Origin of the sequence: Bacteroides sp. L008, assembly GCF_040812255.1 — a bacterium.
Lineage (GTDB): Bacteria > Bacteroidota > Bacteroidia > Bacteroidales > Bacteroidaceae > Bacteroides > Bacteroides vicugnae.
The window spans coordinates 735,510-760,297 of record NZ_JBFNXO010000001.1 but is presented as its reverse complement, the minus strand read 5'-3'; the positions used below and the strand labels follow the sequence as shown (position 1 = coordinate 760,297).

Below are 24,788 nucleotides of genomic sequence, written 5' to 3'. Positions count from 1 at the left end.
CTTTAATTAAAAATTAATTGAATCAACATGAATATGTAACATGATTTGCTATGTCTGTCTTTTTCGAATTGAGATATCAACGTCAGCCTGATGGACGATATTTGCATATACAGCAGCATTGATTATCCGGGAATCAATATTCATTTTAAAGTAAGTCATAAGAAAGGCTATTTCAGTATCAAATGAAGAACGAATTTGTTCAGGAGTGGCCTTCTTCTCTTCTCCCTCTTCTTTCCGTCTTTCTTCGTTCCTCTTTCGCTCGAAGATGGCAGAACGAAGCATATTATCTATTTTAAATATTAGCTGTTCTTCGGACATATTCCGGGTATCTACATCAAACAGCTTTAGAACTTCACGAACATCATCAAAGCAATTTATAGAAATGAGTGTTTGACAAATGCGAAGGCTTAATAACCGGGCGCGTTCCTTTACCAAATCTTCTTTATCAAGTATAAGAGCTTTCATACCGGAAGGATTAACAATGTTCCTGTAATCTACAATCAACTTTGTGGCTCTCTCCTTCAGTTCTTCTTTGGTCGCAGCTTCGCCATCAAATAGCAAACAATTATAGTTTCCACAAGACAACTCTATAAAATCATTCAGTGATATTTGGTTTAATCTCTCTATCATATCTATTTCATTTTAGATAACATATACATTTCAAATTCGCGGTTACTAGCATCCTGATGCTGCATTCTCATAGTTCGCAATAAAAGAGCATTAGTTTTGTCGAGTCTCTTTTCTAACCGGGAATAATCATTAAAAACAATGGTATTACTGGAATCCGCTGAACTAAAGTATGACGGTGAGAATGTAGGCAAATCCCAATCCGGGAAATCAAAACTAGAAATATCAACCTTATCAACATCAGGGAATACTTGCGCTCCTTTGGGGATATCCACTAATGTAGGAATATCAGGAGTAATCCACGCCTTTCCGGAATACATGATAACTTCATGCTTTCCGCCATCTCCTACAAGTGCAGTACCACCACAATGGCCGGAAGAATCTTTCGTACCTTCTACATAAGAAGGAATAGGAGTTGCGAGGATAGTTGCTATTTGAATGGCACCTATGGTGGCAGCAGCAGTAACAAATGGAATAGCAAGGGGCATACCCATATTAGCAATAGTTGTCATAATAGCTTCTGCTGTGGCAATTCCTGTTTGAGCAGCACTCGTGGCCTTATCCCAAACAGCCTGTTTATGAGCCATCTCTTGCTTTTGTCTTTCCAAATCCTTGTTCTTTGCTTCAGTCTGCACTTTAGCTGCACGTTTACGAGCTTCTGCTTCTTCCTCTGAAATAGCTCCAGTCTCTGCAAGATTTTCAATACGTTCAACATCCTTTTCATATTTCTCATCATTAGCATCCTGTTCCTCTTCTATTTCATTTATCTGACCGTCGTAAATCGTTGAAACAAGGTCGCCAATAGCACCAATAGCCTGCGATGCTATTTGAAGCCATTTTTGAAGATTACGAATGCGTTTCTTTTTCGCTTCATCATCAGCTTTTGTGACACTTTCAATAGCAGCAATTTCAGCATCTGCTTCTTTTTTAGCAAGGTCAGCTTTCAACTTCGCCAGTTTCTCTTCTATACTAGCTCTTTCTTCCACACTCAAATTATCAACAGCCAATTCTGCTTCCAAAGCATCAATCGCCGCTTCTATAGTTTTCCTCGTATACTCAAGGGTTATCCGATACTTCTCTTTTTCGTATTTTTCTTTAGCTTTTACAGAATCCTTACCTAACTTCAAATCATTAGCATACTGATCAGCAGCAGCAGTCATTTCCTTTTGATACCGCCTATCACGTATCACTTGCTCTGCTGCCGCATTATCAGCAATCAATGTGATTTGGTCTGAAGCATATTTTTCGTAAACAGTCTGTTTTTTCTTCGCGTACTTTTCATCAATGAGAAATACATCCTCACCTGTTTTTTCAGCAGCAGTGATTTCAGCTTCACGCTGAAGGTCTAATTGCCGTAACTTTAAGTCTAATTCTTCCTTAGAGCCTTTTTTGACGATGGAAAGAGCATTATCCACATCTTTCTTTTCACGATCGGAGTTGTACTTGATTGCATATTCATCTAGCTTATCCTGCATTTCTTGTGCCAGGTTCTGACGAGTAGCAATTTCTTCTTTACTATAACCTTTGACAGCAGCCATTTTCTTAGAATAGGCAACACCTATTTTAGCCAATTCTTTCTCTAAGCCTTCATCCATGAGAGCGAGTTCTGACTCTTGATAGGTTTCCTTAATCTTTTGTTTTTCCTTAGCAGCTTTCTCCAGTTCACGTTTTTCTTTATCAGTGAGAATCTTCACTCCTGGATTATCTTCATCGTTACTTTGTGGACGAAACTTCTCTGCAATTTTATCAAGTCCACTATTAAAGTCATCACTAGATGCTATTCGGAACAAGTTTTTAGAGAACTCCAACTGTGCTTTATCAGCCTTTTCAGCTTCTGAAGTATAATAGCTAAACATTTTAGCAGCACCGTTTTTAATCCAAGACATATTTTCAAATTCAGATGTCGCATATTGAGCACCTGTTTTCATCCGTTTTAAAGCTTCTCGCTCCTGGGCTGTTACTTCTATACGTTTATTTTTCATTTGAATAACAGCCTTCGTATATGCTTGCTCCTCTGTATCTCCAGCATCAATAAGTCTCTTATATTCTGCCTGGAACTCTTTTTCTACTTCTAATAACTTTTTGTTCGCATCCTTTTTGGCAAGTGCTCTAAAATTATAATCTATTTTTTCAATTTTTTCTTCAGGAGATTTTAAATCATTAGCAATACTTCTTATCTTATCAGCCATCCAATTGAGAAATTCTTTAGCAGGACCTGTTGATTCAGAAAAAGAGAGCATAAAGGCTTCCCAGGCAGAGCTCAAATTAGCAATAGCTCCCTGAACATTATCTCCCATTGTATGAGCCATATCTCCTAATTCACTTTCTACCCCTGTTATCTGTTCTCTAAGTGGCAATATTTTATCAGCAGCAGTGAGAAAAGCATTAAAAGCAGCAACACTACGCTTATCTGTCAATTCAAGAGTAGTATTCAAGTCTACTCCTTTTTCTCTTAGCAACTTCAATCCATCAACCAACTCGGGTAATGTTTTAACAGGCTTTCCTAATGCTTTTGCCAACTTTCCATTACTATCAGCCAAGTTTAGAAATACATTACGGGTAGCAGTAGCAGCCATCGAAGCATCAAAGCCGGCATCAGATAATTTACCTAACAAAGCCAAAGTATCTTCAATGCTGAAATTAAATGCTTTTGCAACCGGTCCAACAATTGGTAATGCAGTAGCTAAATAAGAAAACGATAATGCACTTTTTGTTGTTGCGACAGCCATCGCAGACACATATCTTTCAGTTTCGCTTGTATCAGCATTAAACATACGAAGCGAAGCACCTGCCAAAGAAGCTGCTTCTGATAGTTCGGCACCAGTGGCCTGTGCAAATTTTAAAACATGTTCAGTCGCATCTATTATTTCTTTTCGGGTAAATCCGAGTTTGGCTAACTCAATTTGCAATTCAGTAGCTTCAGATGCAGTATATTTTGTCGTAGCACCTAAACGTTGAGCGTCGGCTGTTAACTCTTTTATTTTATCAGAAGTAGTACCTAATATTGCAGAAAGACGACTATTAGCATATTCAAATTTCACAATATCACCTACTCCCTCACGAAGTTTTGTAAAGAGAGCAACAACACCGCTTACAACAGCTTGTGCACCAATATAACCGGCAGCCCATCCTTTCAATCCGGCACCGACCTGGCTCAATCCTTTGCCCATATGTTGTTGAAGCATCATACCTGAATTTCGAGCAATAATTCCCATGTTTTTCATAGATTTATTGCCATTCTCCAACTCGATAATAGCTGCTTTAATTTCTTCTCTATACGCTCCGATAGTCATTTTCTGTTGTGAGTACCGGTCAGAGTTACGTTTTATGTAATCGGTATTGATTCCGATTGTAGAATTGAGACGGGCGAGAGTGCGAATGTAGTTTTCATCTGTATCTTTCAGTACATCAACCGCTTTTTGTAGCTGCTTGTTTACTTCTTTAGCCTGGGATCGGCTATGTACTTCCTGATTAGTTAGAGAAATAGCACTCCGGATAATCCTTAGCCGTTCTTCTTCCGATAAAACAGCTTTCTTACGTGTAGCATTACCTGTGTTTTGGGCTTTTGTCAGATTTGCTTCCGCTTTAGCTGCTTTTTCCAAAGATGTAGCATTGTCCGAGCTCGCTTTAGTAAGTTTCTTCAGTTCAGCAGCAGACAACTTCTCTACATTCAACTTTTCCTCTATCTTCTTGCTGACAGTTTGAGTAATTTCAGACTGTTTTTTAAGAGCTTCGGTTAGTTCAGCGGATGCAGAGCTAGCTGTTTTAGCTTGAGTATTATACAATGTACCCAACTTCTCCAAGTCAGCAACTCCTTCGACATTCAGCTTTAGCCCTTTAGCCAATTCCTGTGCCGCATGAGTATAGTTAGCCCTGACACGCTCAATAGTGTTATCAAGTTCTATCAACTTCTGTAAGTCACTCTCATCAACGAAATCTTTTAATTTTAATTCAGCCATATTACAGATAATGTCTATATTCTACAATCTTCCCTTTTATCTCAACTCCGATTTTATCAAAAGCATACGTTCCATCTTCCTTCTGATAAACGACATACATACAGCCATCCAGGATGGCCGCTTTTTTTGCAAGGTCACTGACACGTTCCAGTTCACTTTGCATTTTCTTTATCTCGCAACTACAAGCCATTTTTATCTATATCCACATTCAGAGAAGAAGCGTTCCATCCAGGGACGGAGATACATAATACTGAAATACTCTTTAGCTGTATCTCCAACTCCTAATATCTGCTCGCCATATTTTTTCTCAATAGAAGTACCGTCCGTGAAACCTTTCGTTGAGAAACGAAGCCCGGAATCAATTCTATCGGCAAATATGCTATCATAGAAGGTACCGGTTATAAAAAGGTTTGGAACTTCAACTGGACGCGGTGGTAGATAGAGTTTTTCACTTCTTAACGGCGGAGTTATCTTCTCTTTCCAACGTTTATACTGTTCAGCACGATTTTGCCACGGGCCGGGCTCATTGAAATAAGTATCAGTATCATAATCTGGATTCAAGAGGTGTTCAGTACCGTCCAATCCTGAATACAACTGTTCCTGAATGCAGTCTACGAGTACATTCTTATGCTCTTCCATGCACTTGACTACCTCTTCCTTGAAACCGGAAGAAATAGAATGAACAACCCTATATAATTCGTCAAAATCCGCCATGTAGTGAAAATAAAATAGGCCGGGCTGCAATTACACCCCAGCCCGTTGGTTATTGAGTTATCGTATCATACACTTCGGAGAGCTTCTTCTTGCGGTCAGCTTCCTTCAATCCCTTCCACACGACTTTAATGTGTGCGTTAATAAACTCTTCCTTCGTCATACTCTTTACAGCAGCTTCGACGAACGTAACGTTATCTACTTTCATGCTACCTGCTCGATACCTTTGATTCCTTTCTCAAACAACACAGAAGGAGCTTTCAACGAAGGAACCGCTCCAGCTTTAGGAACAATGGTAATGATACCATCTGAATATGTAGCAGAAGTTACATTATTCATGATTTCGGCTGCACCATCAGCAATAAGACTACCGAATTCTTCTGTACGGTCATAGCCGCCGACAACTTCGATAATCTTGTACGCATTTTCAGTCTCCATCTTCTCAAGTACAACATCGACCACACCTTTAAGGAAATTCTTTGGATTGAAATCCAACTGAACATAATCAAAGTTCAACTGGCTATCTTCAGCATCTTCGTGTGAGAAGCTGACAGTCATTGAAGATTTAGCACTACTGGTCGGATACTGTGTCACTGTCGGATAAACAGTAGACATCGGGATACCGGCAAGAATATCCGTGCCGTCATTATAGCCAATCAGCATATTATCCTGATTCCAAAAGTAAACATCCCAACCTTTATTAGCGCACTTCAAAAGCTGGGCATTAAGAATCTCATCGAATTTCTTCAATGTGAAGGTATCTGTTTGAGCACTCAAGCCGTTATACTCACTTGCTCCGTAACCAATAGGGTTAACCTGGGGTTCTCCACCGTTCTTGGCATACTCCAGGAATGGCAAAATAGGGTAAATACGTCCGGGGCGGTCTGCATGGCACAATTCGGTCAACTTCTCACCTGTTATATCAGCAGGGAGTTTAACGCCATGTTCTGCAAGGATAGCGCCTTTGACTTTTTTCCAGTCGATGCTGCAAGCAGAACTACCGGTGTTCATCCGGGAACCCTTACACGTTCTAATCTTTCTCATTTTCTTCTACAATTAAGATTATTAATTTTTATTTCCATCGAGCGTATGTTTATGGCGTCAATCGGCTCGCTCACAGCCTTACCGGAATCCGTATAGGCTCCGTATCTGCCATATGAATAATTCTCTGAATAAGTATGTTTCACATTCTCGTCACAGTCGCAGTCAAATCGGGAATCTTCATATAATACCTCCAACAAACGTTTATAAATTGGCCGGAGAATATTTTTGAAAGAAGTGGTTCTACGTTCTTCATTACTCCACTCTTTGCAGGAAGAACAAGCAATAATCAACGAAACCTTTGCTTTTGAAAAATAATCCGGATCACCTCTATCTTCATTTATTGGAGTAAATAGCGCAACTAGTGGGAACTTCTTTTCTGACTGGGTAGTAGACTGACTGTATTCATCTAAAATGTCCTTGACATATTGACTATTGCCGAAGATGTAATTCAACTTCGGAGACTTCACAACCTTAGTGCCCCCTTTTCCATTAGGATAGAGAATTTCAAGCCTTTCAGGAAGTTTTTTAACCACTTCTTCAAACAGTTCTGTTATATCTAAGTACATCATAAATTGAAAGTATTAATAGGAGTCAATAGATTCTTATTTATTTTCATGCCGGTGAAAGGACAATCATCTGACAATGCCCACTCAACAAACAATTTATTCTTCTTGACCATACTATTCCAGGTACTAACCTGTCTCTTGAAAGGAGCAACATATTCATTAACACATTTCAAGCGAACAAGCCCGGTTATTGTAGCCTGGGTGTTTGCATCACGAAGAATATGATAAAATACATAGTCAGCGAACGGTTCACACAGCTTCTCACACAATACTGCATATCCTGACTGTGATTCTTCCTTTTCTTCTGAAATATCGACTTCATCAGAAGCAGCTTCTTTTTCCTGCTCGATAATCTCCAGGTAATCAGTAATAGCTTGCGAAAGACCGGCACCAACTACATTACGAAGAAATTCGGGTTGAAAAGCCTTGATATACCCGTTTATAACCTCATTAACAGCAAGCGATTGGGGTGAAGGCATTTCAGCGACCGAAGCGTTTTCGATGTGTCTAGGCCCTGACGTAAAATATGAAACATCAATCAGCATAACGATTATTGTTTAGAAGCCTTACCCTTTCCGGTTTTCTTTTCATCTTCCCCGGAAATGGTTTTATCATCAACAATTGCTACTTCCTTAGCATCTCCAACAGGCAACTCTTTCGAGTCGGCAGCCGGAAGATTCTTATTATCAGAAGGAACAAAGGCTTCAAGTTCTGCAATACGAGCTTTCATTGTATCACGTTCATCTGTCAGTTCAACAATAGCTTTATCTTTCTCTGCAATGGATTCAGTAAGCTCACCGATTTTCGCATTTTTCTCTGTGAGCATACATTCCAATGTCTTTCGAGCGTCTTCTTCTGTCACCAATCCGCATTCGGAAATGGGGATGAGTTGAATCACCCCTCTATTAATCCGAATGCGTTGCTCTTTAAACACATTGGTTACATCCTTGTCGTTACCTCTAAGTATGTAATCCATAATCTTACGCTTTAGTAATTGCAGCTTTCAATGCAGACAAATCTCCATAAGCAAAAGCCCATGGCATATAGATTGGGAAGATTACTTCTTCCTGTGCCATCAATACAACCTCATTACAGAGCTTGGATTCCACATCTTCAGCCCATTCAAGCGAAAGAATAGTATAATCTACCAAATTTGCAGCCTGGTTGAAGTCACCCATAAGATACTTACCGGGAAGAATACCGCCATACTCGATAATCGGACGACCTGCAATATGCTTCACGCCATTAACCATTTTAACGATATCGAGATTACGCCCAGTTGTATCTTTCTCCGATTCCATACCATTGACGGTCATAGGATTAAGAACAATAGCGTTCGGGAAATACTGGGCGTATGTCATTGCAGCAAAAGCGGTTTTCACCACATCCTCGGAGTTGGGTTCTTCGATGTTCTTGAAACCTGCTTCATGAACGCTGAATGTCATTTTATCAGCAGCAGTTTCAGCATCAGTGAAAGCAACACCTGGAATAAGGATACGACCATCTTCCATTTTTACAAGAGCGTGCGTTTTATTCAGTTCAGTAAGAACAGCAGCATTTGCAAAAGTGATACTCATACCATCAAGAATCAAATCTTGTGGTTCATTAAATTCAACGATTACATCTTTGTCACCGTTATACCCGGAAATTGACTTCACAGCACCGGCGGCGCCTGTAAGAATAGCGGTACTGATAATCTTCTCAACAGAAGTTACACCTGTATGATTTACAATACCCAGCAAATTTTCACCGTTACCGTCACCAAACAGAATGTTCCAATCTTCAGCCATCCAAACAGCTTCAGGAAGCATATTCAAGATATAAGAGCGAATGTACACTCTTGACTTCAACATACGTTTTGAAATACGGATATGAGTACCAAGTCGCTTTGTACCGGTCTGTACTTCTTTAACCTTGATGCTTGATTCCGGCAAACGACCGTTTTCTGTTACAAAACGGGCATTGCGGTTGAAAGCATATACTTGAGCATATGCAAGTTGAGGATAAGCAGGGTCACCGCTTAATGTCGTCAAGACATCACGCATATGAATCTTCTTATTCGCCACCTGGGAAACTACACGATTCTGCTGCTGGGTAATCAACAAGTCACCGGTATAGTTGTCTGTCATGGAAACGACATCTTTCAAAGAGAAACCATCAAACTCTCCTGATTTACGCGTCTTACCTTCAGCAAAGTCCTTGAACTTCTCCGAATCAAGCATTTCAGACAATTTTTCATCAAACTTGTTGATAGTAGTCATTGACAATCCCTTTTGTTTCATCTTTTCGATACTATCACCAAGGTTCTTCACCTGCTCAACAAGTGCTTCATTATCCTTAACCAGTTGAGTGAACTTCTCACCGTCATAAGCCTTCAACAAGTTATTAATATCCCCAAACTGTTTAGTCACATCTTCCGGTGTTGCAATACCTTCCAATGACTTGTTGACTACTTCACACATCATACCAGCAATGTTTTCCATGAAAGCTTTCTGTTCTGCTGGCAAACCGTCTGTTTTCAGATTAAAATCTGATACTACAAATTTTCTAATAGGCATAAAATTCAAATTTTAAGTTATTTATTTTCGAAACAGCTATTCAAACTCTTGAAAAAAGTGCCATTATCGGCGGCTTTAGTCGTCACTCCATCGTTACCATTTTCTCCGTCATTCTTTTCTTGAGTGTCAACAGACGGCTCATTCTTTCCGGTAGTATCTTCTGGAGTATTTTGTAGAATAGCATTCGAACGATATACTTTTCCCCAACAATGGGGACATCTTACATAATTCATGAGGTCTTGCAGACTCTTTTCTGTAAACTCCTTATCAACAGACTTTACAGAATCAATAAGAGTGATAACCTGATTTCTAATCTCCGGAGTAAGTTTCTCCATTTCTTCTCTTACGATGTCCTGTGTTATCCATCTTTGATAATCAGCAGCATAATCGAGTACCTGTTGTGCAAAGGTATGTTCTGTTTCTGCATCATAATCAAACTGATAACCGCAATGAGGACATGAGACAACGGCACCACCGTTGAGACTCTTCAGCAATAAATTTAATTCCATATCGTAATTTTTTAAACGTTCATCGCTATATCCATGCTGCAAGAACGCTTTACGAACGAAATCGACAGCTTCCTTTATCTGCTCATCAGTAGCAGATTTGATATTCACCAGGAACGTTTGAGGATTACTTCCCCAACCTGTCAATGTAGAATACTCCATCATTCGCCATTCGAGCACTTTACAAGGATCAAGTGAATCCCTTTTAATAGCTTTGACACCAATAGAGTGTTCTAATGTGCGACCATGCTCTGCATACAGTTTATAATCAGCCAAGATATCCAGCGACATCTGTTTTTTGAGGTTCATTTGACCGGCCATAATCAGATTACCGTCTTTTTCTTCACCGCTCAATGGCACACCTAACAACTGGTCTGTACGATGATTCAGAAACCAACGCATTCGACCAATATTCTCTTTCAATGTCTTGTTGAATGATCCGGGCATGGATATGTCATTCTGTGAGTCCTTCACACCGATACCGTTAACCGCAACGGTAACGACACCTTTCTCATCAACGTCATTTGCCTTTGTCTTGTACTGAAGGCTTTTGATTTTCTCTTCCATTTTCAACTTCACTTTTTGTGTTAAGACTAAATATTTGTTTAACTATCTCTCGTTCCTGGTCCGACATTTCAAATAATGTTTTATCGAACATAGGTTCTTCAAATTTACTTTCACCAATCTGTGCCCGCCAATCATTGTATGTTATCAGGCCACTAAGAAACTGGTCTTTGCACCTGGCATTCACATTGGTTTTAACTTCCTCGGCTTCTTTTAATCCTTCTTGCAGACAATCCACATCGGAGAAATCACAGTCCAAATAATAGCCGCTTGTTTCAAGTCCCAAGAATTGGGTAAACTCACTACAAAACTGTTTTGCTAACGGAATGATAACAGAGGAATAGGCGCTCTTCTCTGCCGTAGATTGATTGCTAAAAGTAGACTGGTCTTTGCGAGGAACCAATACAGCAGGAATACCGTATGCACCTGCAATACTAATAGCATCTGCAAGTGTTTCCTCAAAAGGTTGAAGTTCTGCAATAGTAAGATTGGTACGTACAAAGCTTAATGGAATATCAGACAAACCATATGGTAATTGATTCTTGCCTACCCCATACTTACCGTAATGTTGTTCCAATATTTCTTTCTTCTCATCATTAGTCATTGCAATAGGCCCGGATTCATCTTGTTTCATGTTGATAAGGAATCCTAATCCACCGCGTTTTACATAAATCACATTACGGGCTTCATACACAGCAATAAGGTTTGATATCGGCTTCATTTGCGAAAAGAGACGGCTTCGCGATTTCATAAATCCACTTCCTGAATAATAATTCACAAGTCCATCCCTATCATGCCATATTTGATGAGCAGGAATGTTCACAGTACTCAAGATACCATAGCCCAAGCGATATCCGCCGATTATTTCATCTTGATCGGCTATGCCAAATAACGGAATACTACTTCCTAAAACAGGAAGTACCTCTACACAATCAGCAGGAAGTTCCCAATAGTTTGAGCAATAACGCCATTTTTCTGCATTCGAGAAGCTGTCAGACATTGCAGCACGTGTAAAGCTGTTACCAAGACACAGTTTATACACGAAATGCTGATAAACATTTTGTTTCCATGTCATCAGGCAGTTAGGTCTAAGAAGTATCTGATTCAGATTCTTATTGTTCCAAACAATACTATCATCCTTCACTTTCTTAAACTGAAAGTTGGCACTAGCAATACGGGAAGCAATATAATCGATTGGGAAAAAGACTTCTGGAACAGAGTCAAAAAGAGACAGTAAGTTCCGAGAACAAACAAACGGAGAAGAAAATAAATCTTCAACAGTTATTTTTATCCCTTCAGGAAGTTTCTTTTCCTCGCCTGTATCACTAATGACTTCTACATTAGTATCCAGTACAGGTTCTTCTTCAGACTTAGATTTTTTACGAAACCAGCTCATTTAATTTTTATTTGAAACAAATGTAGGGATATGAATAATTGGTTTTTCAAAACCCTAAAATCTTGAAATTTAAGAGGAATACAAAACACACGATAACACACTATAATACAACAAATTACAGCAAATCCGATTATGAACACAATTTTATTATATAATATGCAAGGCCACTTAAAATTATACTTGCACTCTTGTTTTCACTGTTTATATTATAGTCCATCAGGTTGGCGATGAACGCATTGTAATCCTGCGATTCTTCAAGCATTTTAGAAGATAACAGAATATTGTTTCTTATAAAGTCAGAGGTAGCAGCTATTCGTTTATCTACGTCCGGGAACTCTTTCCTTACTCTGACTTCAGTTCCTTTCATTACTTCCCTCAACTCACGTACAGTTTGATAATAAGCAGATGAACATTCAAACAAACATATATTTGCTTCATGGCCTGTACAAGCCGCCTTGATTTCTTCAATAGAAGATGATTCCCTGAACAGAGCATCAACTAAGTGCCATTTATCACCGCATCGGAAAGCCTGGACAAATACAAATGTTCCTTCTATATTCGGCATGACATACAAAAGCCGCTGCGTGTACACATTTTGCGCTTCCGGGTTGAAGAAACCAAGCATTCCTTTACCGGCATACAAGTTTCTCTTTCGCCGGTTACTAAACTCGATGTACTGCTCATTACATAAATCTACAACCACATACCGGAATGTGTCGGATAGGTGCCCGTGTTCCTCATAGCTCTGCAAAGTTGTTTTATTCTTCACCTTAGTTTTGAGAATGGCACCATTGGCATCTTTCTGTACACTCATGTAATCCTCAATGGATACAGAACATGATTCGTCGATGTATATCTCTATGCCAGGAACAGTACTGTCAAAGATGGCATTGATAAACTCACCGGTCATCGCTACACTCGGATTCTTGTTACCTACCTTATCCTCAATCTCGAATCCTTCTTTCTGTAATGTATCTATGAATAAGTCCATCCAGGAACGTTTCTCATCATCGAAACTATTAGCGGATTTCGTTGAGGCGTCACCGTGTACGTATAATATGTTAGAATATTGAATGAATTTCAGATACTTGGCTACGAGTTTAGAAGATTTCTTCACTGTGTTGTTCGGGCTTTCGGCACACGTCTCATGGAATTGCCAAATTCGGGTACCGGTAGTAAAATCTACTTGCCAATACGACACACTGATATATGGCAGCACGTTATTATCTACTGATATATGAATAGGTAGGCCCGGAACATACATATGTTCACCGGAATGTTTTCCACGGTTGAAGGAGCCGAAGAACTCACTACCGGTACGAATAACACCCCACTCTCCCAATGCATATACATTGTAATAGTCCGGGTCATGAACTCTATCATATTCAAAGTCGGCAACACATTGCTCATCGTAAAAACCGTATGTACCATCAGGAGAACCAACAACCCAAAAGTTATTCAGGTAGGTAGATTGAATAATAACTGTATTTGAGTCCTGTTCCTCGATTTGCTTTGTACGAGGATTAAGTATTTGCCGGGGTGCATTCTTCTTTACTGATTTGACCTTAGTAAGCTCTTCCGGTAACTCTTTGCCGGCAATGGTTACAGACATCGGCACATCATGCCATTTGTCTTTATCAATGAACTCTTTCTTTATCCAGTGGCTTTCACTGATCGGGTTAAAGGTACAAATAATCTGCTGGCCTTTCTTACCACGCAAACGCTTACGTAGTTGTTTGAAATCCGGATGCTCGAACTCTGACCATTCTTCTAACTGAACACGCTTGTAGTTGGAGATACCTTTTATCTTCTCCGGATCATCAAGACCGGAAAAATCTATCTTAGCTCCATTAACCAGGCATTTGATTGTGTTCTGCTGGAACTTAAACAAATGGGATATGCCAAGGCCTGCCGCAGCGACCTTATAATCTTCATAAATGGTTTTGAGTATAGAAGCTCCTACTTTACGCATGACTAGAGTATTCTCACCGTCCTGTAATGTCTGTATCAGTATAGTTTGTGCCACACTGTACGATTTACCGGAAGATGAGCCACCATACAAGATAATGAAACGGATAGTCTCATCATTCAAGTACTTCAATAGATAGAATCCGTTAGGATTTAGCTTCTTATAATTTATAACCATATTGTTCTAAAAGTAAGGTTTATCCGTAGGGAAAACATAGGAAATAGCCTATAAAATTGTTCTATTCGTCCGATTTATCATTTTCATCAAAGCCAATACGAAGTTCACTTACCTTGTTTCCGTCTCCACCTTTGATGTTGACATTCTTATCGGCTTCCCATCCGTTCCAGGCACCAAGCAAACGAGCTGCTTCCGTTTTACCGTTGAACTCATAGGTAACTTCTCCTCTCTTATTCTGAATCTTCTTCAATGCATTGCGTGTACGCTTTGGAAGCTGCGAAGGACTTTTCATCTTTACCTTACCTGTCAGTTCATCGACAATATACAAGTCATTGGGGTCAGCAATAATGATATCCATCAGTACACGTTCCACTGTTTCACGTTTAACTTCAGTTTCTTTCGCCCTCTTTTCTCTTATCTCTTTTATCCTTGATGAAACCTTGATGTTTTGCATAAGGGCATGAGCATTGCGCCAAACACTCTCCTGCTTCATCTTAGAACAGTCGTAAGCCATTCGGTATGCTTCACTTGCATTGCCATCTATATCAACGTAATACTGGCAAAACTTCTCCTGTTTTAATGTTAATGACCTCTCTTTACTCATAGCTTCAAATTATTAAATTCCTGCATGGAGAAACAATGATAGTCACTCGACATGCAGGAATAAATTAGAATGGTTGTACACTCATAGGATTTCTATTTCTCCGCCCCCGCATTTTTTAGGAATTATCCTTTCTCCGCACGGCGAATATTTTTCTTACTCCGTCCTCGACTGACGTATAGGACAAAGGTACTAAATAGATACCCCGGTTCACCGATTGCTCGAAATTGTCAAATTCACGTTTCTCGTTAATCAACTCTATTTCAAGCGGTTTGTAGTATTTTACTAAAGATGCAAAATACATAGTAGTCACAGGCTGGACATTACAAATATTGATGAGCTGCCGGTTACATCCTATCGCATAGATAAGCCCCTCGACGACATCATCTATGTAAGTAAAGCACCGGATATTCTGACCGCTGTTGTATAAAGACACCTTTTCCTCGTTTAGAAGAAAACAGAGAAGAGTTCTTTCGCGTGGGGTTGGCCCATATACATTATGCAGTCGGCAGCCGGTTGCTGTCTTACAATAGATAGATGCGTACTGTTCATCGAAATATTTACTTATTCCATACATGGAAGTAGTATTCTCCGGATTCGCCGTTGACGAACTGGCATATACCAACTTCACATGATTTTGATTGCAAGCATCAGCTACTCGCATGAAGGTATCAATGTTATCTTTCCTGATTTGTTCCAGGTTTCCATTAAACACACTGGTTTGCGCCGCCAAATGGAACACACAATCAATACCCCCATTTTTCAGGAGCTCACATACTTTTGTGGCTTCAGTACCAGACTTTCGATCAAGTCCTATGACTTCAACACCTCTTTTTGTCAATTCGCAGCAAAGGGCTTTGCCTATAAACCCCTCACTACCGGTTACAATTATTTTCTTCATCATCACAAAAAATAAAGGATATATCAAACTCTCATATATCCAAATTCAACATATTGTTAGCAAAAAACTCAAAAAAACATTAACTTCAAACTAGAATACACTACATTTGTAGCTGTATAAAATATAAAATCAAATAAAATGAAAAGACCGCAGATAGATATAATCAAATACGCATTAATTGCAACAGTCATATTTACTCTAATACTAATATTAGTATATGTATATAGATTTCATCACGGACTATCACATAATCATAATGATTTTGCTGATTTCGGCAGTTATTTAGGTTCAATTACAGGATTACTTGCTTTCATTGGAGTACTTTATACAATAAAAGACTCACAAATAAATAGACAAATTGATAATGAAAGGTCAACATTTTATAATTTGTTGGGATTATATCAACATCAAGTCGATACCAACAAATATACTGAACACCAAATTGAGAAAACAGGAATTGAAGCATTCAAAGCATATGCACATGAAGCGCGTTCATTATTCTATGCTTATGTAATATATCATTTTATAAAAGATGGAGAAAAATTTCCATCAGAATTAACACAAGTCAGTAAGTTAGACGAGCAAGCATTTCAGGAGATCTATACTAAGTTTGGAGTTCACTCAACTACAGAATTAAATGTATTATTAAAAAGTAGGAATCCCAAATATTATTATGATACTATATACGAAATAAAAGGCATAATAATGTCAAGCAGAATTCATGAAATGTATCGCATAATTGTTGCATCAATATGTAATAGAATATGTATAGAAAAAAGATACCAACAGCTCTATAAGTTCATAAGAAATGTCGGAGATTATTTATATGGGCAATATGGACAATATTTAGGGCAATACCATAGAAACATATATTATCTGTTGGATTCAATCCAAAATTTTAAATACCCCAATGACTATTCTAAAATATTTAGAGCACAATTATCCTCAGATGAGTTAACAGTCATACTATTCAATTCAATGAGCTCGCAATCAACTCTCAAAACAATTTCTTTATTAAAGAAATTTGATATATTCAATAACATTATTGCCCTCGAACTTCCTATATCTGGATATGATACAGAAAAAGAAATCGTAATGCAGACTATTAACTCTCTTTTTCATGAATTTATAGCTGATTCTACAAACAAATAATTATATACCCAACTATTAATCACACTCCATTATCGTACACTCGTATTTATTGCAACTGGACAAAAATATAGGGAAAAGAGCGGTTGTATAATCCTCAAGTGTTATCTCTATACTTCCATTCAGAATATTCTATTTCTACTTATTTGATGCCAAGATAATCCCAAAAAGAAAGCCTACCTTTTACATTCTCAATAGGACTTTCAAAAAGTATTGGATTAGCTAGCACCCAGTTATAAATAGGATTTTCATAATAACCTTTACTATCATCTGTTTTCTCTGCCCATTTAGAAGAATGATTGATAGAGCATCCAATTATTTCTACACTTCCAATGATAGCAGAATTGATAATGCCCTCTGCACATATTATTTTTCGTTGAAACTCAATAGGCAGACTATCCCATTGAGCTTTTGTAAATATACTATTGGGATTTCTCATTTCTACAGGTTTTCCACTCGCATGGATTAACACTCTATGCCCTATGTATCTCTCAGGACACGCCCAAGTACGGTTTTCGATATCCTTGATACCGTGGACTATCAAAGAAGCCCATGGCTGTTTTATTGTTATTGCTTTCATTTTTGCACTTATTTGAGTGTTGGTTTATCTGATGTGACATCAGGGGGAAGAGAGCTAACCTTATTAGCTATTCTACTGTTCCATTCTTGCTCTACATCGGATATGGCTTTCATAATCTTGCCAAAAAGGCGGACAGGCATTTCATCACAACAAGGGTCTATGAAAGATACATATCCTTTTTCATTTATTCTATACCGTATCAAAAGTTTCTTACGGTCATCTATGGTTCTCTTTTTACTCATTTTTATTATCATTTTAATGCATTCAAAATTCTATTCAGTACCAATAAAATGTAGGATAGTATATTCACTACAATAATAAGTAACGCCACTTCTTTTGATGTATCGGATATAAGGGTTGTTGCTGCAATGAAGAAAACCGTTATAAGCAGTAACTTAACTTCATGTCCTTTCATATTTGCCTCCTTTCTTATTGTTACATACTCTTACATGATGAACAGAATTTAAACTTCTCACAATACTTCACAACATACTTGGAATAACGGTCAGCAGTACAGTTTAAATGATATTTGCAGTTATAGCAAGTTCTTTCAAATTTATACTTTTTCTTTCTTTTAGGATATTTCATACATACTTTGTTATTAGTTAAAATACTCATTACAGACAAAACCCTTTCGAGGGGTAAAGTCCTTAAACTCACAACTTCTAAAAATCCACTTCTTATCAGCCCATCCGGCTAAATCCTTTTGCCATTGAGGGATAATTTGATGCGGATTATTTAAATCCCGGTAAGGCTGGCAATGTGGTAAAAATCGACCGCCTTTTATTCTCCAATGATTAACACGGGTAAATGCTTCCTTAAAATCATTCAACAGAATACAGTAGAAGAAGTATTCGCCTTTATATCCGTACTTATCAATCAAAGCCGTAGCGCGTTCACATTCTGCAATTTGTCCCGGTGTATCACAACCGAATCTTATTCGCTTTATCCACTTTACTTTAGCGAGTAACCGGGCAATATCATCTGTCACTAAGCGGGCATCTAATCCCTGATTGAAGTCTACACGTACTCCCATGGAGACAATCTTTTCAATCTGTTGCAAACCGTAGTCGGATGCAAGTACGTTGTTATCCATGAGAATTACATTCTTTCGTCCGGCGCATACTTCCGTTATATCCATGCAAGGGGTGATGTTTCCTTCTTTGGCAGGTACAACGCACCATTTGCACTTATTCGGACACCCACGGGTGAGAAAACCATAAGCTAAATTCTTATCAACATTATACAGATCGTAATCAGGAATCATTCTATCAATTTCCGGTAGAAGAACCTTTTTTATATCATATCCTGTACCTCCTCTTTCGACCTGGTCAGCGTTGATGTAATAGCCGTAATCCGGAGTAAATGAAAAGACTTTCGCCGCATAAACTTTATCATAGGTACATAGAGGATTATACCACTCTACGTTATCACCTCTTATCTTATGATAGCTGCTTATCTTCATCAAAGCGAGATTGGGATAATTACTATCAACTGCTAATAGTCCAATGTTCATTACTATTCTGTTTTACGTTAATTGCTTTACCTTAACCTCTTTGAGAACATAAAGAGGACTTTCTTTACTACATTCAGCCAGTATTTCTTGTATCAATCTTCCGTGTGACCTCTCCAAAGAAATAGGCGAGAATGTTCCATCAGAATTTTTCTGAAATAACAGGATTGCGCCATCTTTCAGATTTTCAAATGCAGTGTTCAGGGGTGAAACATCTATCTTACTCATATCTATTCTGATTTGAGGGTTAATACTTCTTCCCGTGCATCTTCTCGCGGTATTGGTTATACTTCATTTTCTGCTCGATATGCCAAAATAGGTCTATTTCAAGATGCTTAGAGAGTCCAAATATTGATAGTATCATATCATTCACGGTAGTAGGAAAATCAAACAGTCCGTCATATCTAACAGGAAGTGTAGAGATAGCGTATATAGTCTCTGTGAATGTCTCACTAGCACAGGAATCAGCGGAATCATCTATGCATTCAGAATTAATATCTTGCATTGCAGATTCAAGGCTTATATTCCGAAGTCCAGCCAAGTCAAGCAAACGAATAACAGCATCAGCCAGTTCTTCTTCAATGGTACCTTTGATATAATAACAAAATGAAACCTCATTGAAGTAGTTTAAATTGCCAGTCCTCTCAATACTTGCGGTTGAGAGCAGTTTATATGATTCGACCTCCGCTCTCTTTCCTTTCCGGTCTGCTTCCACAGCTTCCATCAACTCACTTATGACAAGGCAAAAGCAATGTTCGTTACTCAATTCTTCATTGTGAAAACCATGCTCACAGGCGATTTTATATGCTTTATCCCGTAATTCGTTTAAATTCATTTTATTCATATCTAATAATGTTATTAATTAAATGATTACCATAACATCACGCTCACGGACAAAGATTTTATCTGTCACATAGTATGCTATGGCATTATTTTCTGCATCTCTTAATAAGTCTTTTTTATTTATTCGATAATATGCATTAGTATGTTCAGCGTAAACCACCACTTCACGCACTCGTTTTAAATCATCCAGAAAAGACTGTGGATTGTACTTCTTGATTTTCTTAATGCTCATTTCTGATTTATTCTATTTAGTTTCTTTCTCAAAATGGCACTTCATCTCAAACAGCAAACAAGGTGTTGCTGATGATTTGTTACATAATTCTTTCACTGCACAACAATCAGGACAATCATCCTCGCAATCTTCGATAGCATTGTAAACTACGCCATTTATTATTACCTGGTTAACAGGCTTTTTTTGATTATCAATATACTCTTGAATAGGGCCTTTATTTACCATGTGCTCCTCTTGTTCTATATTCTCAAACATATCACAAAAGCAAATAGGATAGTTTCTCGAACATTCACACTGGAGAGAACAAGTATCGCAAACAGAGTCATCGTTACAGTTTTCAAATTGATGAAAGGCATCATTGAATACTACACCTCTCAATTTTTCGAAGTTACCATTTACATATTGAAAGATTATTCTTCCTTCAAATTGACATATTTCACGGTCTACCTCACAATCTATGTATTCAATTTTATTTTCAATGATTTCGCAATAGAAACATTCTCTATCAGGAACAAATAAGACTGCGAAATCATAGTCATCATCGCTATTACCTACAATTATTAAAGTAGTTTCGATAGTTGATATAGCAGAACTATTCCACTTTGCACCTTCAATTTGTTCATTCACATATTCTTGGATTCTTGTGATATTCTGCTCTATTAAATCTTTTTTACTCATAAATTCTAATTGATTAAGTTCGATTATTTTTTTGCAATATTCTCCCAAAAAGCAACGCCTTCAGGAGTATTATTAAAAGGGAATGAAATGACTAGAAATCGTTGAAAGCAGCAATCGACATCTAGCAAATTTTGTATCCGTTCTTCATTTGTCATTGAGAAATCAGAGCACTCAATATTAAACGTCTCATTTGCTCTTTCTGTATTATATTTCCATTGATTATAAACACCCAGTTTTTCCAATTTTGCTATCTTATCATTCTTATTCATATTGAGTGACTTTTAGTTCTTTACATCTATAAAGGTAATCGTTATTGACAAGTTTAGCAAACAGAAACTTCGCCATTTTAACGCCATTTTAGTGAGTATTTTTCTTCAACTATTCAAGTACAATTCTTTCCCTTTCTTATAATCCATCAATGCAAACTTTTACATCAGCTTTACATTATTTCTTAATTACGACTGCTACAGTAGCAATAGTTGTTCCGCTCTCTTTAAACTCACCAGCACCTATTTCAAAAGTTTTTCCACCTACAGAATCAAGCCAGGCACGGAACTCTGCACATTTTTTTTCTTGTCCCAACTTCCAATGTGGGCCAGTAATAGCAGCAAGTGTGCCGCCTTCTGCCAGACGATCATACATCAACCTCACATGTTCAATATCCTGATTATTCGCAAACGGAGGATTAGCTATAATCTTTGTATATGTACCTACACTATCTTTCGTAAAATCTTCATCAAGCAGTATCACATTGCCAAGTGTATGAAGAAACTCCCTGTTTTCCGGCATCAGTTCGTAACATTCAACTATAACAGAGGGACAAGCCCGGTGAATTGCTCTTATTAAAGCACCGCGCCCAGCACTTGGCTCCAATACAGTATCAGTTTCATTTATTCCATCGGCAAGCATTACCAACCAATCAGCAACAGCAGCAGGAGTTTCAAAGAATTGAAAATCTTGTTGTAAATTACATCGCTTTCCTTCCTTCAGGATAGAAAATACACGTTCAGGGTTAAAGGGAAATGTAAATCCCTGAACTTTCCCACCTTGCCAGGAGCCACCGGCTTCCTCTATCCATTTTTTAGCTTCAGCATAGGATTTCTTATTGAACTGCACTGCCGGAAGTTTGAGAATGTCGTTTTCAAGGGTACAATGTTTCAAGATTTCTTCTACACTCCACTTTTTACCTTCATCTGATTGTTTCTTTTTCTCATCATCCGGAGCGTCCGGAGCTAATAATGAGGATATCTTTGTTATGACCATGTTACTTGCTTCCATGAATGCATTAACGCAAGTAAGAGATTCCATGAGGAAATCTGTATCCACATAACCAGCATCGTTAAATACGGTAATACCTTCAGCCATTTCAGCCAACCCGGTTAATTGCTCTACGCTACCACGTAACGTTTTTATTAAAGTCTCTTTGTTGTTCATCATAACTTTTCTGTAAATAAATTCTTGTTGTATCTACACTACCATGACCGAGAAGGTCTGCCAATTGAATTACATCTTTTGTTCTCTTTAAAAACATCTTGGCAAAAAAGTGTCGAAATGCATGCGGATGCATCTTTTTAGAATCAATGCCACAATGCTTCCCCCACACCTTCATAGACTGCGCTAGCCCACGTTGAGTAATTGGACCATATCTACCTACCGCAAATAACCCAGTCTTACTATTCTCCTTCACATAAACCTTCACCTCTCGTTGTAACTGTTTTTGAAAGAAAAAACGCCTGTACTTATTTCCTTTACCTCTCAAAGTCACTTCACCGGCGACTATATCCTCCCAGGTAAATTGCAAAAATTCAGAAAGGCGTGCGCCAGTAGTACCTAAAACCTTAATAAAAAAGTAATAGTCTTTATTTGATTTGGTTTCAAGATATTCCAGTAATTTGTTATACTCATCTTCTGTAGGGACATTAGAGACATCTAATTTCCGTTTCATTTTAGGTCTCTTTAATTCGATAGGTTTCTTTATCCATTTGGAAAACCTTTCGATAGCTGTAATACGCAAACTTATAGTAGCCGGAGAATACTTTTCTTCCTCAAGCATTTTAATGAATCGTCTACAATTGTCCATATTAACCTCATTTGCATATTCGAAGAATTTCTTCAAAGAAGTATAATATAAATCCACAGTATGAGACGAGTAATCATTATTATCTGTCAACTGAACTATAAATGCATTAATCAAAGCCTTATTTTTTTCAGAAATAGCACTTAATTTCTCTAGCGGCTTTACAACTTTCTCTTTACGTCTATATCCAATACCAAGAAACGATAATAAATCAAGTATAGCGTCACACATCAGTGGATGGCGGATCATCCTTTCCGCATTCTTCTGCTTGTAAGCAAGATATCCACGACGATTTATACAGATTGCGTCCTCAAGGAAGTCATGAACGTATTTGATATACTTCCCTATAAAATCATAGCTCTTACCTGTTGTATATAGATAGGATATATAATCTAAAAAAATCTGTTTTCTTTTATCATCCATGTTTACTTATTATTAATTCACACCAAGTATTATCATTCTCAAAGAACCACTTAAAGCCACTAGCAGTATGCTTTCCGGGCTTTTTATTGCAGACGTAACTAATTAGAGCAGCATACAATTCACTCATATTCTATTTCATTTTTCTTTTTGTTCTTTCATTGTTAACTTCAGACATACACATACGGCACCAGGAAGTCAATAGGTGATACTCTCTGCCTTCTCTCACAACTACACGGTTGTAGAATCTATATAGATAGAAATAATGTCCACAATGGGTGCACTTTTTCATCTCACGTCCTGAAGCATCTATAATACGATTGCGAGGTTTGCGATGAATAAGAGTACAGTTTTTACACTCACCATCCTTATCACGGTACCGCCGGCAATGTGATAAGGATTTTACTCCACATTTAGCAAACATCCTACAATCTCTACGAGGTATTGATTGATACACATTCATGGCTTCCTCGCATTCAAGAATTTATTTACTACGCGAGAAAGTACATCCTCATTCTCCGGCATTAGCCATTCTTTCTCAACGTTCCATGCAATACTCATAGTCGGATTGAAGTTATCCTTCCTGACAGTGTGATGAGACAAACGTCCTTCAGTGGGCTTCAAATCCTTATCGTGTAAGATGCACAGTCCATTTTCGAAGAAAGCACAAAACTCTTTGCCGGAGACAGGTTGAATCATTGGAACAGCAATATCAATGACTCTTAAAAATATACCAGCAGCCCAGTTTGTCAGTGCTAATCTATCGGCGTAACCTGCATCAATAATTCGTTCAATATCATCAGGAGTACCCAGGCATGGAGTATGACATTGTTGTTTACAGATACTACATGAACACTGAACAGGTACACGACCCGTTGACCTCATTATCCTTTGCAATGAGGTTCTTCTTGATAACTCTCCCATAATTATTCAGATACTGGATTCAATATTGATTTCGCACGTTCAATCTGCCAACGATTGAAGTATGATTGCCAACAACCATTAAACCGAGACCACCGAAAAGCATTATGTTTTAATTGGGACCGGATTTCCTCACTTGGAATACCTGTAAAGAACAGTTGCAATTGGTTCTCTTTAGCGTTCTCAACTACACGCACACCGTTAATTGTATATTCCTTAGTAGCAGTTTCTTTCAACTGTCTTGCACGTTCCAAGCGTTGTTTAGCATCGCGAATACGTGCACTATTATTGGTAAGCGTGTAAGAGGGAAAACCGTACTCACCATAACAATCAGGTTCAATAAGTTTAACTGCTTTTTCCTCCGAAAAGCCTAATTCCTGAAGCTGTTCAACCTTAGCGATATCCTTTATTTTTTTACTCCGGATTATCTTATTAGCAGCTTTCATCATGTTTTGAGCTTTCTCTAAAGATTCAACTTTTTCCTGTAGGCGGTCTACTGCATCATCATCTCCTAAATAGATGGAATTGTTATTCTCGGCAGCTTCCGCCTTTTGTTCATAGTATTCAGCTTTCTCACCAAGTTTTACAGACTTTCCTAAAGTATTCCAGGAACGGTCTAGCAACCGTCTATGTGCACCCTCTGAATAATGTCCTACAAGTATAGGTTGTCCTGCCGGAATGTGTTCAACCATTTTGTAGCTTTGATTATAAGCCGCTGTTGATTCTCTCCTCGCTTTTTCTGCAAGTTCTCTGCACCTGTCAGCTCTTGCTTCCTGTTTTTCTTTTCTGTTCATAA

Annotated in this window: 28 protein-coding genes; 1 reads left to right on the top strand and 27 read right to left on the bottom strand. The window is 38.1% G+C overall.

Features of this window, described 5'->3' with window-relative positions:
• Window positions 1-48: 48 nt before the first annotated feature.
• The 15 genes from AB3G73_RS03130 to AB3G73_RS03060 all read right to left on the bottom strand — a co-directional run bounded on the left by AB3G73_RS03130 (window position 49) and on the right by AB3G73_RS03060 (window position 15,582).
• Window positions 49-630: a hypothetical protein gene (locus AB3G73_RS03130; protein WP_367742683.1), complete on the bottom strand. Its 582-nt coding sequence runs from the start codon at window positions 628-630 to the stop codon at window positions 49-51.
• A gap of 2 nt (window positions 631-632) precedes the next feature.
• On the bottom strand, window positions 633-4,586 hold the full coding sequence (locus AB3G73_RS03125; RefSeq protein ID WP_367742682.1) for a phage tail tape measure protein: 3,954 nt from the start codon (window positions 4,584-4,586) through the stop codon (window positions 633-635).
• 1 nt (window position 4,587) lies between these two features.
• Entirely contained in the window at window positions 4,588-4,776 is a 189-nt protein-coding gene (locus AB3G73_RS03120) for a hypothetical protein (protein ID WP_367742680.1), read from the bottom strand.
• Between the two features lie 2 nt (window positions 4,777-4,778).
• On the bottom strand, window positions 4,779-5,300 hold the full coding sequence (locus AB3G73_RS03115) for a hypothetical protein (protein WP_367742678.1): 522 nt from the start codon (window positions 5,298-5,300) through the stop codon (window positions 4,779-4,781).
• Window positions 5,301-5,349: 49 nt separating this feature from the next.
• Window positions 5,350-5,505, bottom strand: a complete 156-nt coding sequence (locus AB3G73_RS03110; RefSeq protein WP_367742676.1) for a hypothetical protein — start codon at window positions 5,503-5,505, stop codon at window positions 5,350-5,352.
• Window positions 5,502-6,341: a hypothetical protein gene (locus AB3G73_RS03105; RefSeq protein WP_367742674.1), complete on the bottom strand. Its 840-nt coding sequence runs from the start codon at window positions 6,339-6,341 to the stop codon at window positions 5,502-5,504. The genes AB3G73_RS03110 and AB3G73_RS03105 overlap by 4 nt, the downstream gene beginning before the upstream one ends.
• Complete coding sequence (locus tag AB3G73_RS03100; protein ID WP_367742672.1) at window positions 6,338-6,910, bottom strand: hypothetical protein; 573 nt, start codon at window positions 6,908-6,910, stop codon at window positions 6,338-6,340. Before AB3G73_RS03100 ends, AB3G73_RS03105 begins: the two co-directional genes overlap by 4 nt.
• Window positions 6,907-7,452 (bottom strand): hypothetical protein, encoded by a 546-nt coding sequence (locus tag AB3G73_RS03095; protein ID WP_367742671.1) that lies wholly within the window; start codon window positions 7,450-7,452, stop codon window positions 6,907-6,909. Before AB3G73_RS03095 ends, AB3G73_RS03100 begins: the two co-directional genes overlap by 4 nt.
• A 5-nt stretch (window positions 7,453-7,457) precedes the next feature.
• Window positions 7,458-7,883, bottom strand: a complete 426-nt coding sequence (locus AB3G73_RS03090; protein ID WP_367742667.1) for a hypothetical protein — start codon at window positions 7,881-7,883, stop codon at window positions 7,458-7,460.
• Window positions 7,884-7,887: 4 nt separating this feature from the next.
• On the bottom strand, window positions 7,888-9,465 hold the full coding sequence (locus tag AB3G73_RS03085) for a phage major capsid protein (protein ID WP_367742662.1): 1,578 nt from the start codon (window positions 9,463-9,465) through the stop codon (window positions 7,888-7,890).
• Between the two features lie 17 nt (window positions 9,466-9,482).
• The gene (locus AB3G73_RS03080; protein WP_367742657.1) at window positions 9,483-10,538 is read right to left on the bottom strand and encodes a phage prohead protein; all 1,056 of its coding nucleotides are present in this window, start codon (window positions 10,536-10,538) and stop codon (window positions 9,483-9,485) included.
• Complete coding sequence (locus AB3G73_RS03075; RefSeq protein WP_367742652.1) at window positions 10,492-11,931, bottom strand: phage portal protein; 1,440 nt, start codon at window positions 11,929-11,931, stop codon at window positions 10,492-10,494. The genes AB3G73_RS03080 and AB3G73_RS03075 overlap by 47 nt, the downstream gene beginning before the upstream one ends.
• A gap of 130 nt (window positions 11,932-12,061) precedes the next feature.
• Window positions 12,062-14,077, bottom strand: coding sequence for a PBSX family phage terminase large subunit (locus AB3G73_RS03070; protein WP_367742649.1), 2,016 nt, complete (start codon window positions 14,075-14,077; stop codon window positions 12,062-12,064).
• A 61-nt stretch (window positions 14,078-14,138) separates the two neighbouring features.
• Complete coding sequence (locus AB3G73_RS03065; RefSeq protein WP_367742645.1) at window positions 14,139-14,681, bottom strand: terminase small subunit; 543 nt, start codon at window positions 14,679-14,681, stop codon at window positions 14,139-14,141.
• 115 nt (window positions 14,682-14,796) lie between these two features.
• A complete protein-coding gene (locus tag AB3G73_RS03060; protein ID WP_367742639.1) occupies window positions 14,797-15,582 on the bottom strand; it encodes an NAD-dependent epimerase/dehydratase family protein in 786 nt (261 codons plus the stop codon).
• Window positions 15,583-15,717: 135 nt separating this feature from the next.
• On the opposite strand from AB3G73_RS03060, the gene AB3G73_RS03055 reads away from it, so the two are divergent.
• The gene (locus AB3G73_RS03055) at window positions 15,718-16,731 is read left to right on the top strand and encodes a putative phage abortive infection protein (RefSeq protein WP_367742634.1); all 1,014 of its coding nucleotides are present in this window, start codon (window positions 15,718-15,720) and stop codon (window positions 16,729-16,731) included.
• 139 nt (window positions 16,732-16,870) lie between these two features.
• On the opposite strand, the gene AB3G73_RS03050 is transcribed toward AB3G73_RS03055, so the two are convergent.
• From AB3G73_RS03050 to AB3G73_RS02995, 12 genes are all read right to left on the bottom strand, one after another.
• Complete coding sequence (locus tag AB3G73_RS03050; protein ID WP_367742630.1) at window positions 16,871-17,308, bottom strand: ASCH domain-containing protein; 438 nt, start codon at window positions 17,306-17,308, stop codon at window positions 16,871-16,873.
• Window positions 17,309-17,316: 8 nt separating this feature from the next.
• Window positions 17,317-17,550, bottom strand: a complete 234-nt coding sequence (locus AB3G73_RS03045) for a hypothetical protein (protein ID WP_367742625.1) — start codon at window positions 17,548-17,550, stop codon at window positions 17,317-17,319.
• A 359-nt stretch (window positions 17,551-17,909) separates the two neighbouring features.
• Entirely contained in the window at window positions 17,910-18,824 is a 915-nt protein-coding gene (locus tag AB3G73_RS03040) for a radical SAM protein (protein ID WP_367742620.1), read from the bottom strand.
• Window positions 18,825-18,836: 12 nt separating this feature from the next.
• The gene (locus tag AB3G73_RS03035; RefSeq protein WP_008647651.1) at window positions 18,837-19,049 is read right to left on the bottom strand and encodes a hypothetical protein; all 213 of its coding nucleotides are present in this window, start codon (window positions 19,047-19,049) and stop codon (window positions 18,837-18,839) included.
• Between the two features lie 19 nt (window positions 19,050-19,068).
• Entirely contained in the window at window positions 19,069-19,665 is a 597-nt protein-coding gene (locus AB3G73_RS03030) for a hypothetical protein (RefSeq protein ID WP_367742614.1), read from the bottom strand.
• An 18-nt stretch (window positions 19,666-19,683) separates the two neighbouring features.
• Complete coding sequence (locus AB3G73_RS03025; protein ID WP_367742610.1) at window positions 19,684-19,896, bottom strand: hypothetical protein; 213 nt, start codon at window positions 19,894-19,896, stop codon at window positions 19,684-19,686.
• Window positions 19,897-19,908: 12 nt separating this feature from the next.
• A complete protein-coding gene (locus tag AB3G73_RS03020; RefSeq protein ID WP_367742605.1) occupies window positions 19,909-20,574 on the bottom strand; it encodes a hypothetical protein in 666 nt (221 codons plus the stop codon).
• 23 nt (window positions 20,575-20,597) lie between these two features.
• Window positions 20,598-20,843 carry a hypothetical protein gene (locus AB3G73_RS03015; protein WP_367742601.1) on the bottom strand — a complete coding sequence of 82 codons (246 nt, stop codon included), beginning with the start codon at window positions 20,841-20,843 and terminating at the stop codon, window positions 20,598-20,600.
• A gap of 175 nt (window positions 20,844-21,018) precedes the next feature.
• Window positions 21,019-22,011 (bottom strand): SAM-dependent DNA methyltransferase, encoded by a 993-nt coding sequence (locus AB3G73_RS03010; RefSeq protein WP_367742595.1) that lies wholly within the window; start codon window positions 22,009-22,011, stop codon window positions 21,019-21,021.
• Window positions 21,968-23,074 (bottom strand): tyrosine-type recombinase/integrase, encoded by a 1,107-nt coding sequence (locus AB3G73_RS03005; protein WP_367742590.1) that lies wholly within the window; start codon window positions 23,072-23,074, stop codon window positions 21,968-21,970. The genes AB3G73_RS03010 and AB3G73_RS03005 overlap by 44 nt, the downstream gene beginning before the upstream one ends.
• 456 nt (window positions 23,075-23,530) lie before the next feature.
• Entirely contained in the window at window positions 23,531-23,995 is a 465-nt protein-coding gene (locus tag AB3G73_RS03000) for a hypothetical protein (RefSeq protein ID WP_367742586.1), read from the bottom strand.
• A 2-nt stretch (window positions 23,996-23,997) separates the two neighbouring features.
• Complete coding sequence (locus AB3G73_RS02995; RefSeq protein ID WP_367742581.1) at window positions 23,998-24,786, bottom strand: DUF3560 domain-containing protein; 789 nt, start codon at window positions 24,784-24,786, stop codon at window positions 23,998-24,000.
• Between the last annotated feature and the right edge of the window lie 2 nt (window positions 24,787-24,788).

Coding starts and splice junctions, on each gene's coding strand:
- AB3G73_RS03130 (WP_367742683.1), bottom strand. CDS start 630: ATGATAGAGAGATTAAACCAAATATCACTGAATGATTTTATAGAGTTG.
- AB3G73_RS03125 (WP_367742682.1), bottom strand. CDS start 4,586: ATGGCTGAATTAAAATTAAAAGATTTCGTTGATGAGAGTGACTTACAG.
- AB3G73_RS03120 (WP_367742680.1), bottom strand. CDS start 4,776: ATGGCTTGTAGTTGCGAGATAAAGAAAATGCAAAGTGAACTGGAACGT.
- AB3G73_RS03115 (WP_367742678.1), bottom strand. CDS start 5,300: ATGGCGGATTTTGACGAATTATATAGGGTTGTTCATTCTATTTCTTCC.
- AB3G73_RS03110 (WP_367742676.1), bottom strand. CDS start 5,505: ATGAAAGTAGATAACGTTACGTTCGTCGAAGCTGCTGTAAAGAGTATG.
- AB3G73_RS03105 (WP_367742674.1), bottom strand. CDS start 6,341: ATGAGAAAGATTAGAACGTGTAAGGGTTCCCGGATGAACACCGGTAGT.
- AB3G73_RS03100 (WP_367742672.1), bottom strand. CDS start 6,910: ATGATGTACTTAGATATAACAGAACTGTTTGAAGAAGTGGTTAAAAAA.
- AB3G73_RS03095 (WP_367742671.1), bottom strand. CDS start 7,452: ATGCTGATTGATGTTTCATATTTTACGTCAGGGCCTAGACACATCGAA.
- AB3G73_RS03090 (WP_367742667.1), bottom strand. CDS start 7,883: ATGGATTACATACTTAGAGGTAACGACAAGGATGTAACCAATGTGTTT.
- AB3G73_RS03085 (WP_367742662.1), bottom strand. CDS start 9,465: ATGCCTATTAGAAAATTTGTAGTATCAGATTTTAATCTGAAAACAGAC.
- AB3G73_RS03080 (WP_367742657.1), bottom strand. CDS start 10,538: ATGGAAGAGAAAATCAAAAGCCTTCAGTACAAGACAAAGGCAAATGAC.
- AB3G73_RS03075 (WP_367742652.1), bottom strand. CDS start 11,931: ATGAGCTGGTTTCGTAAAAAATCTAAGTCTGAAGAAGAACCTGTACTG.
- AB3G73_RS03070 (WP_367742649.1), bottom strand. CDS start 14,077: ATGGTTATAAATTATAAGAAGCTAAATCCTAACGGATTCTATCTATTG.
- AB3G73_RS03065 (WP_367742645.1), bottom strand. CDS start 14,681: ATGAGTAAAGAGAGGTCATTAACATTAAAACAGGAGAAGTTTTGCCAG.
- AB3G73_RS03060 (WP_367742639.1), bottom strand. CDS start 15,582: ATGATGAAGAAAATAATTGTAACCGGTAGTGAGGGGTTTATAGGCAAA.
- AB3G73_RS03055 (WP_367742634.1), top strand. CDS start 15,718: ATGAAAAGACCGCAGATAGATATAATCAAATACGCATTAATTGCAACA.
- AB3G73_RS03050 (WP_367742630.1), bottom strand. CDS start 17,308: ATGAAAGCAATAACAATAAAACAGCCATGGGCTTCTTTGATAGTCCAC.
- AB3G73_RS03045 (WP_367742625.1), bottom strand. CDS start 17,550: ATGAGTAAAAAGAGAACCATAGATGACCGTAAGAAACTTTTGATACGG.
- AB3G73_RS03040 (WP_367742620.1), bottom strand. CDS start 18,824: ATGAACATTGGACTATTAGCAGTTGATAGTAATTATCCCAATCTCGCT.
- AB3G73_RS03035 (WP_008647651.1), bottom strand. CDS start 19,049: ATGAGTAAGATAGATGTTTCACCCCTGAACACTGCATTTGAAAATCTG.
- AB3G73_RS03030 (WP_367742614.1), bottom strand. CDS start 19,665: ATGAATAAAATGAATTTAAACGAATTACGGGATAAAGCATATAAAATC.
- AB3G73_RS03025 (WP_367742610.1), bottom strand. CDS start 19,896: ATGAGCATTAAGAAAATCAAGAAGTACAATCCACAGTCTTTTCTGGAT.
- AB3G73_RS03020 (WP_367742605.1), bottom strand. CDS start 20,574: ATGAGTAAAAAAGATTTAATAGAGCAGAATATCACAAGAATCCAAGAA.
- AB3G73_RS03015 (WP_367742601.1), bottom strand. CDS start 20,843: ATGAATAAGAATGATAAGATAGCAAAATTGGAAAAACTGGGTGTTTAT.
- AB3G73_RS03010 (WP_367742595.1), bottom strand. CDS start 22,011: ATGATGAACAACAAAGAGACTTTAATAAAAACGTTACGTGGTAGCGTA.
- AB3G73_RS03005 (WP_367742590.1), bottom strand. CDS start 23,074: ATGGATGATAAAAGAAAACAGATTTTTTTAGATTATATATCCTATCTA.
- AB3G73_RS03000 (WP_367742586.1), bottom strand. CDS start 23,995: ATGGGAGAGTTATCAAGAAGAACCTCATTGCAAAGGATAATGAGGTCA.
- AB3G73_RS02995 (WP_367742581.1), bottom strand. CDS start 24,786: ATGAACAGAAAAGAAAAACAGGAAGCAAGAGCTGACAGGTGCAGAGAA.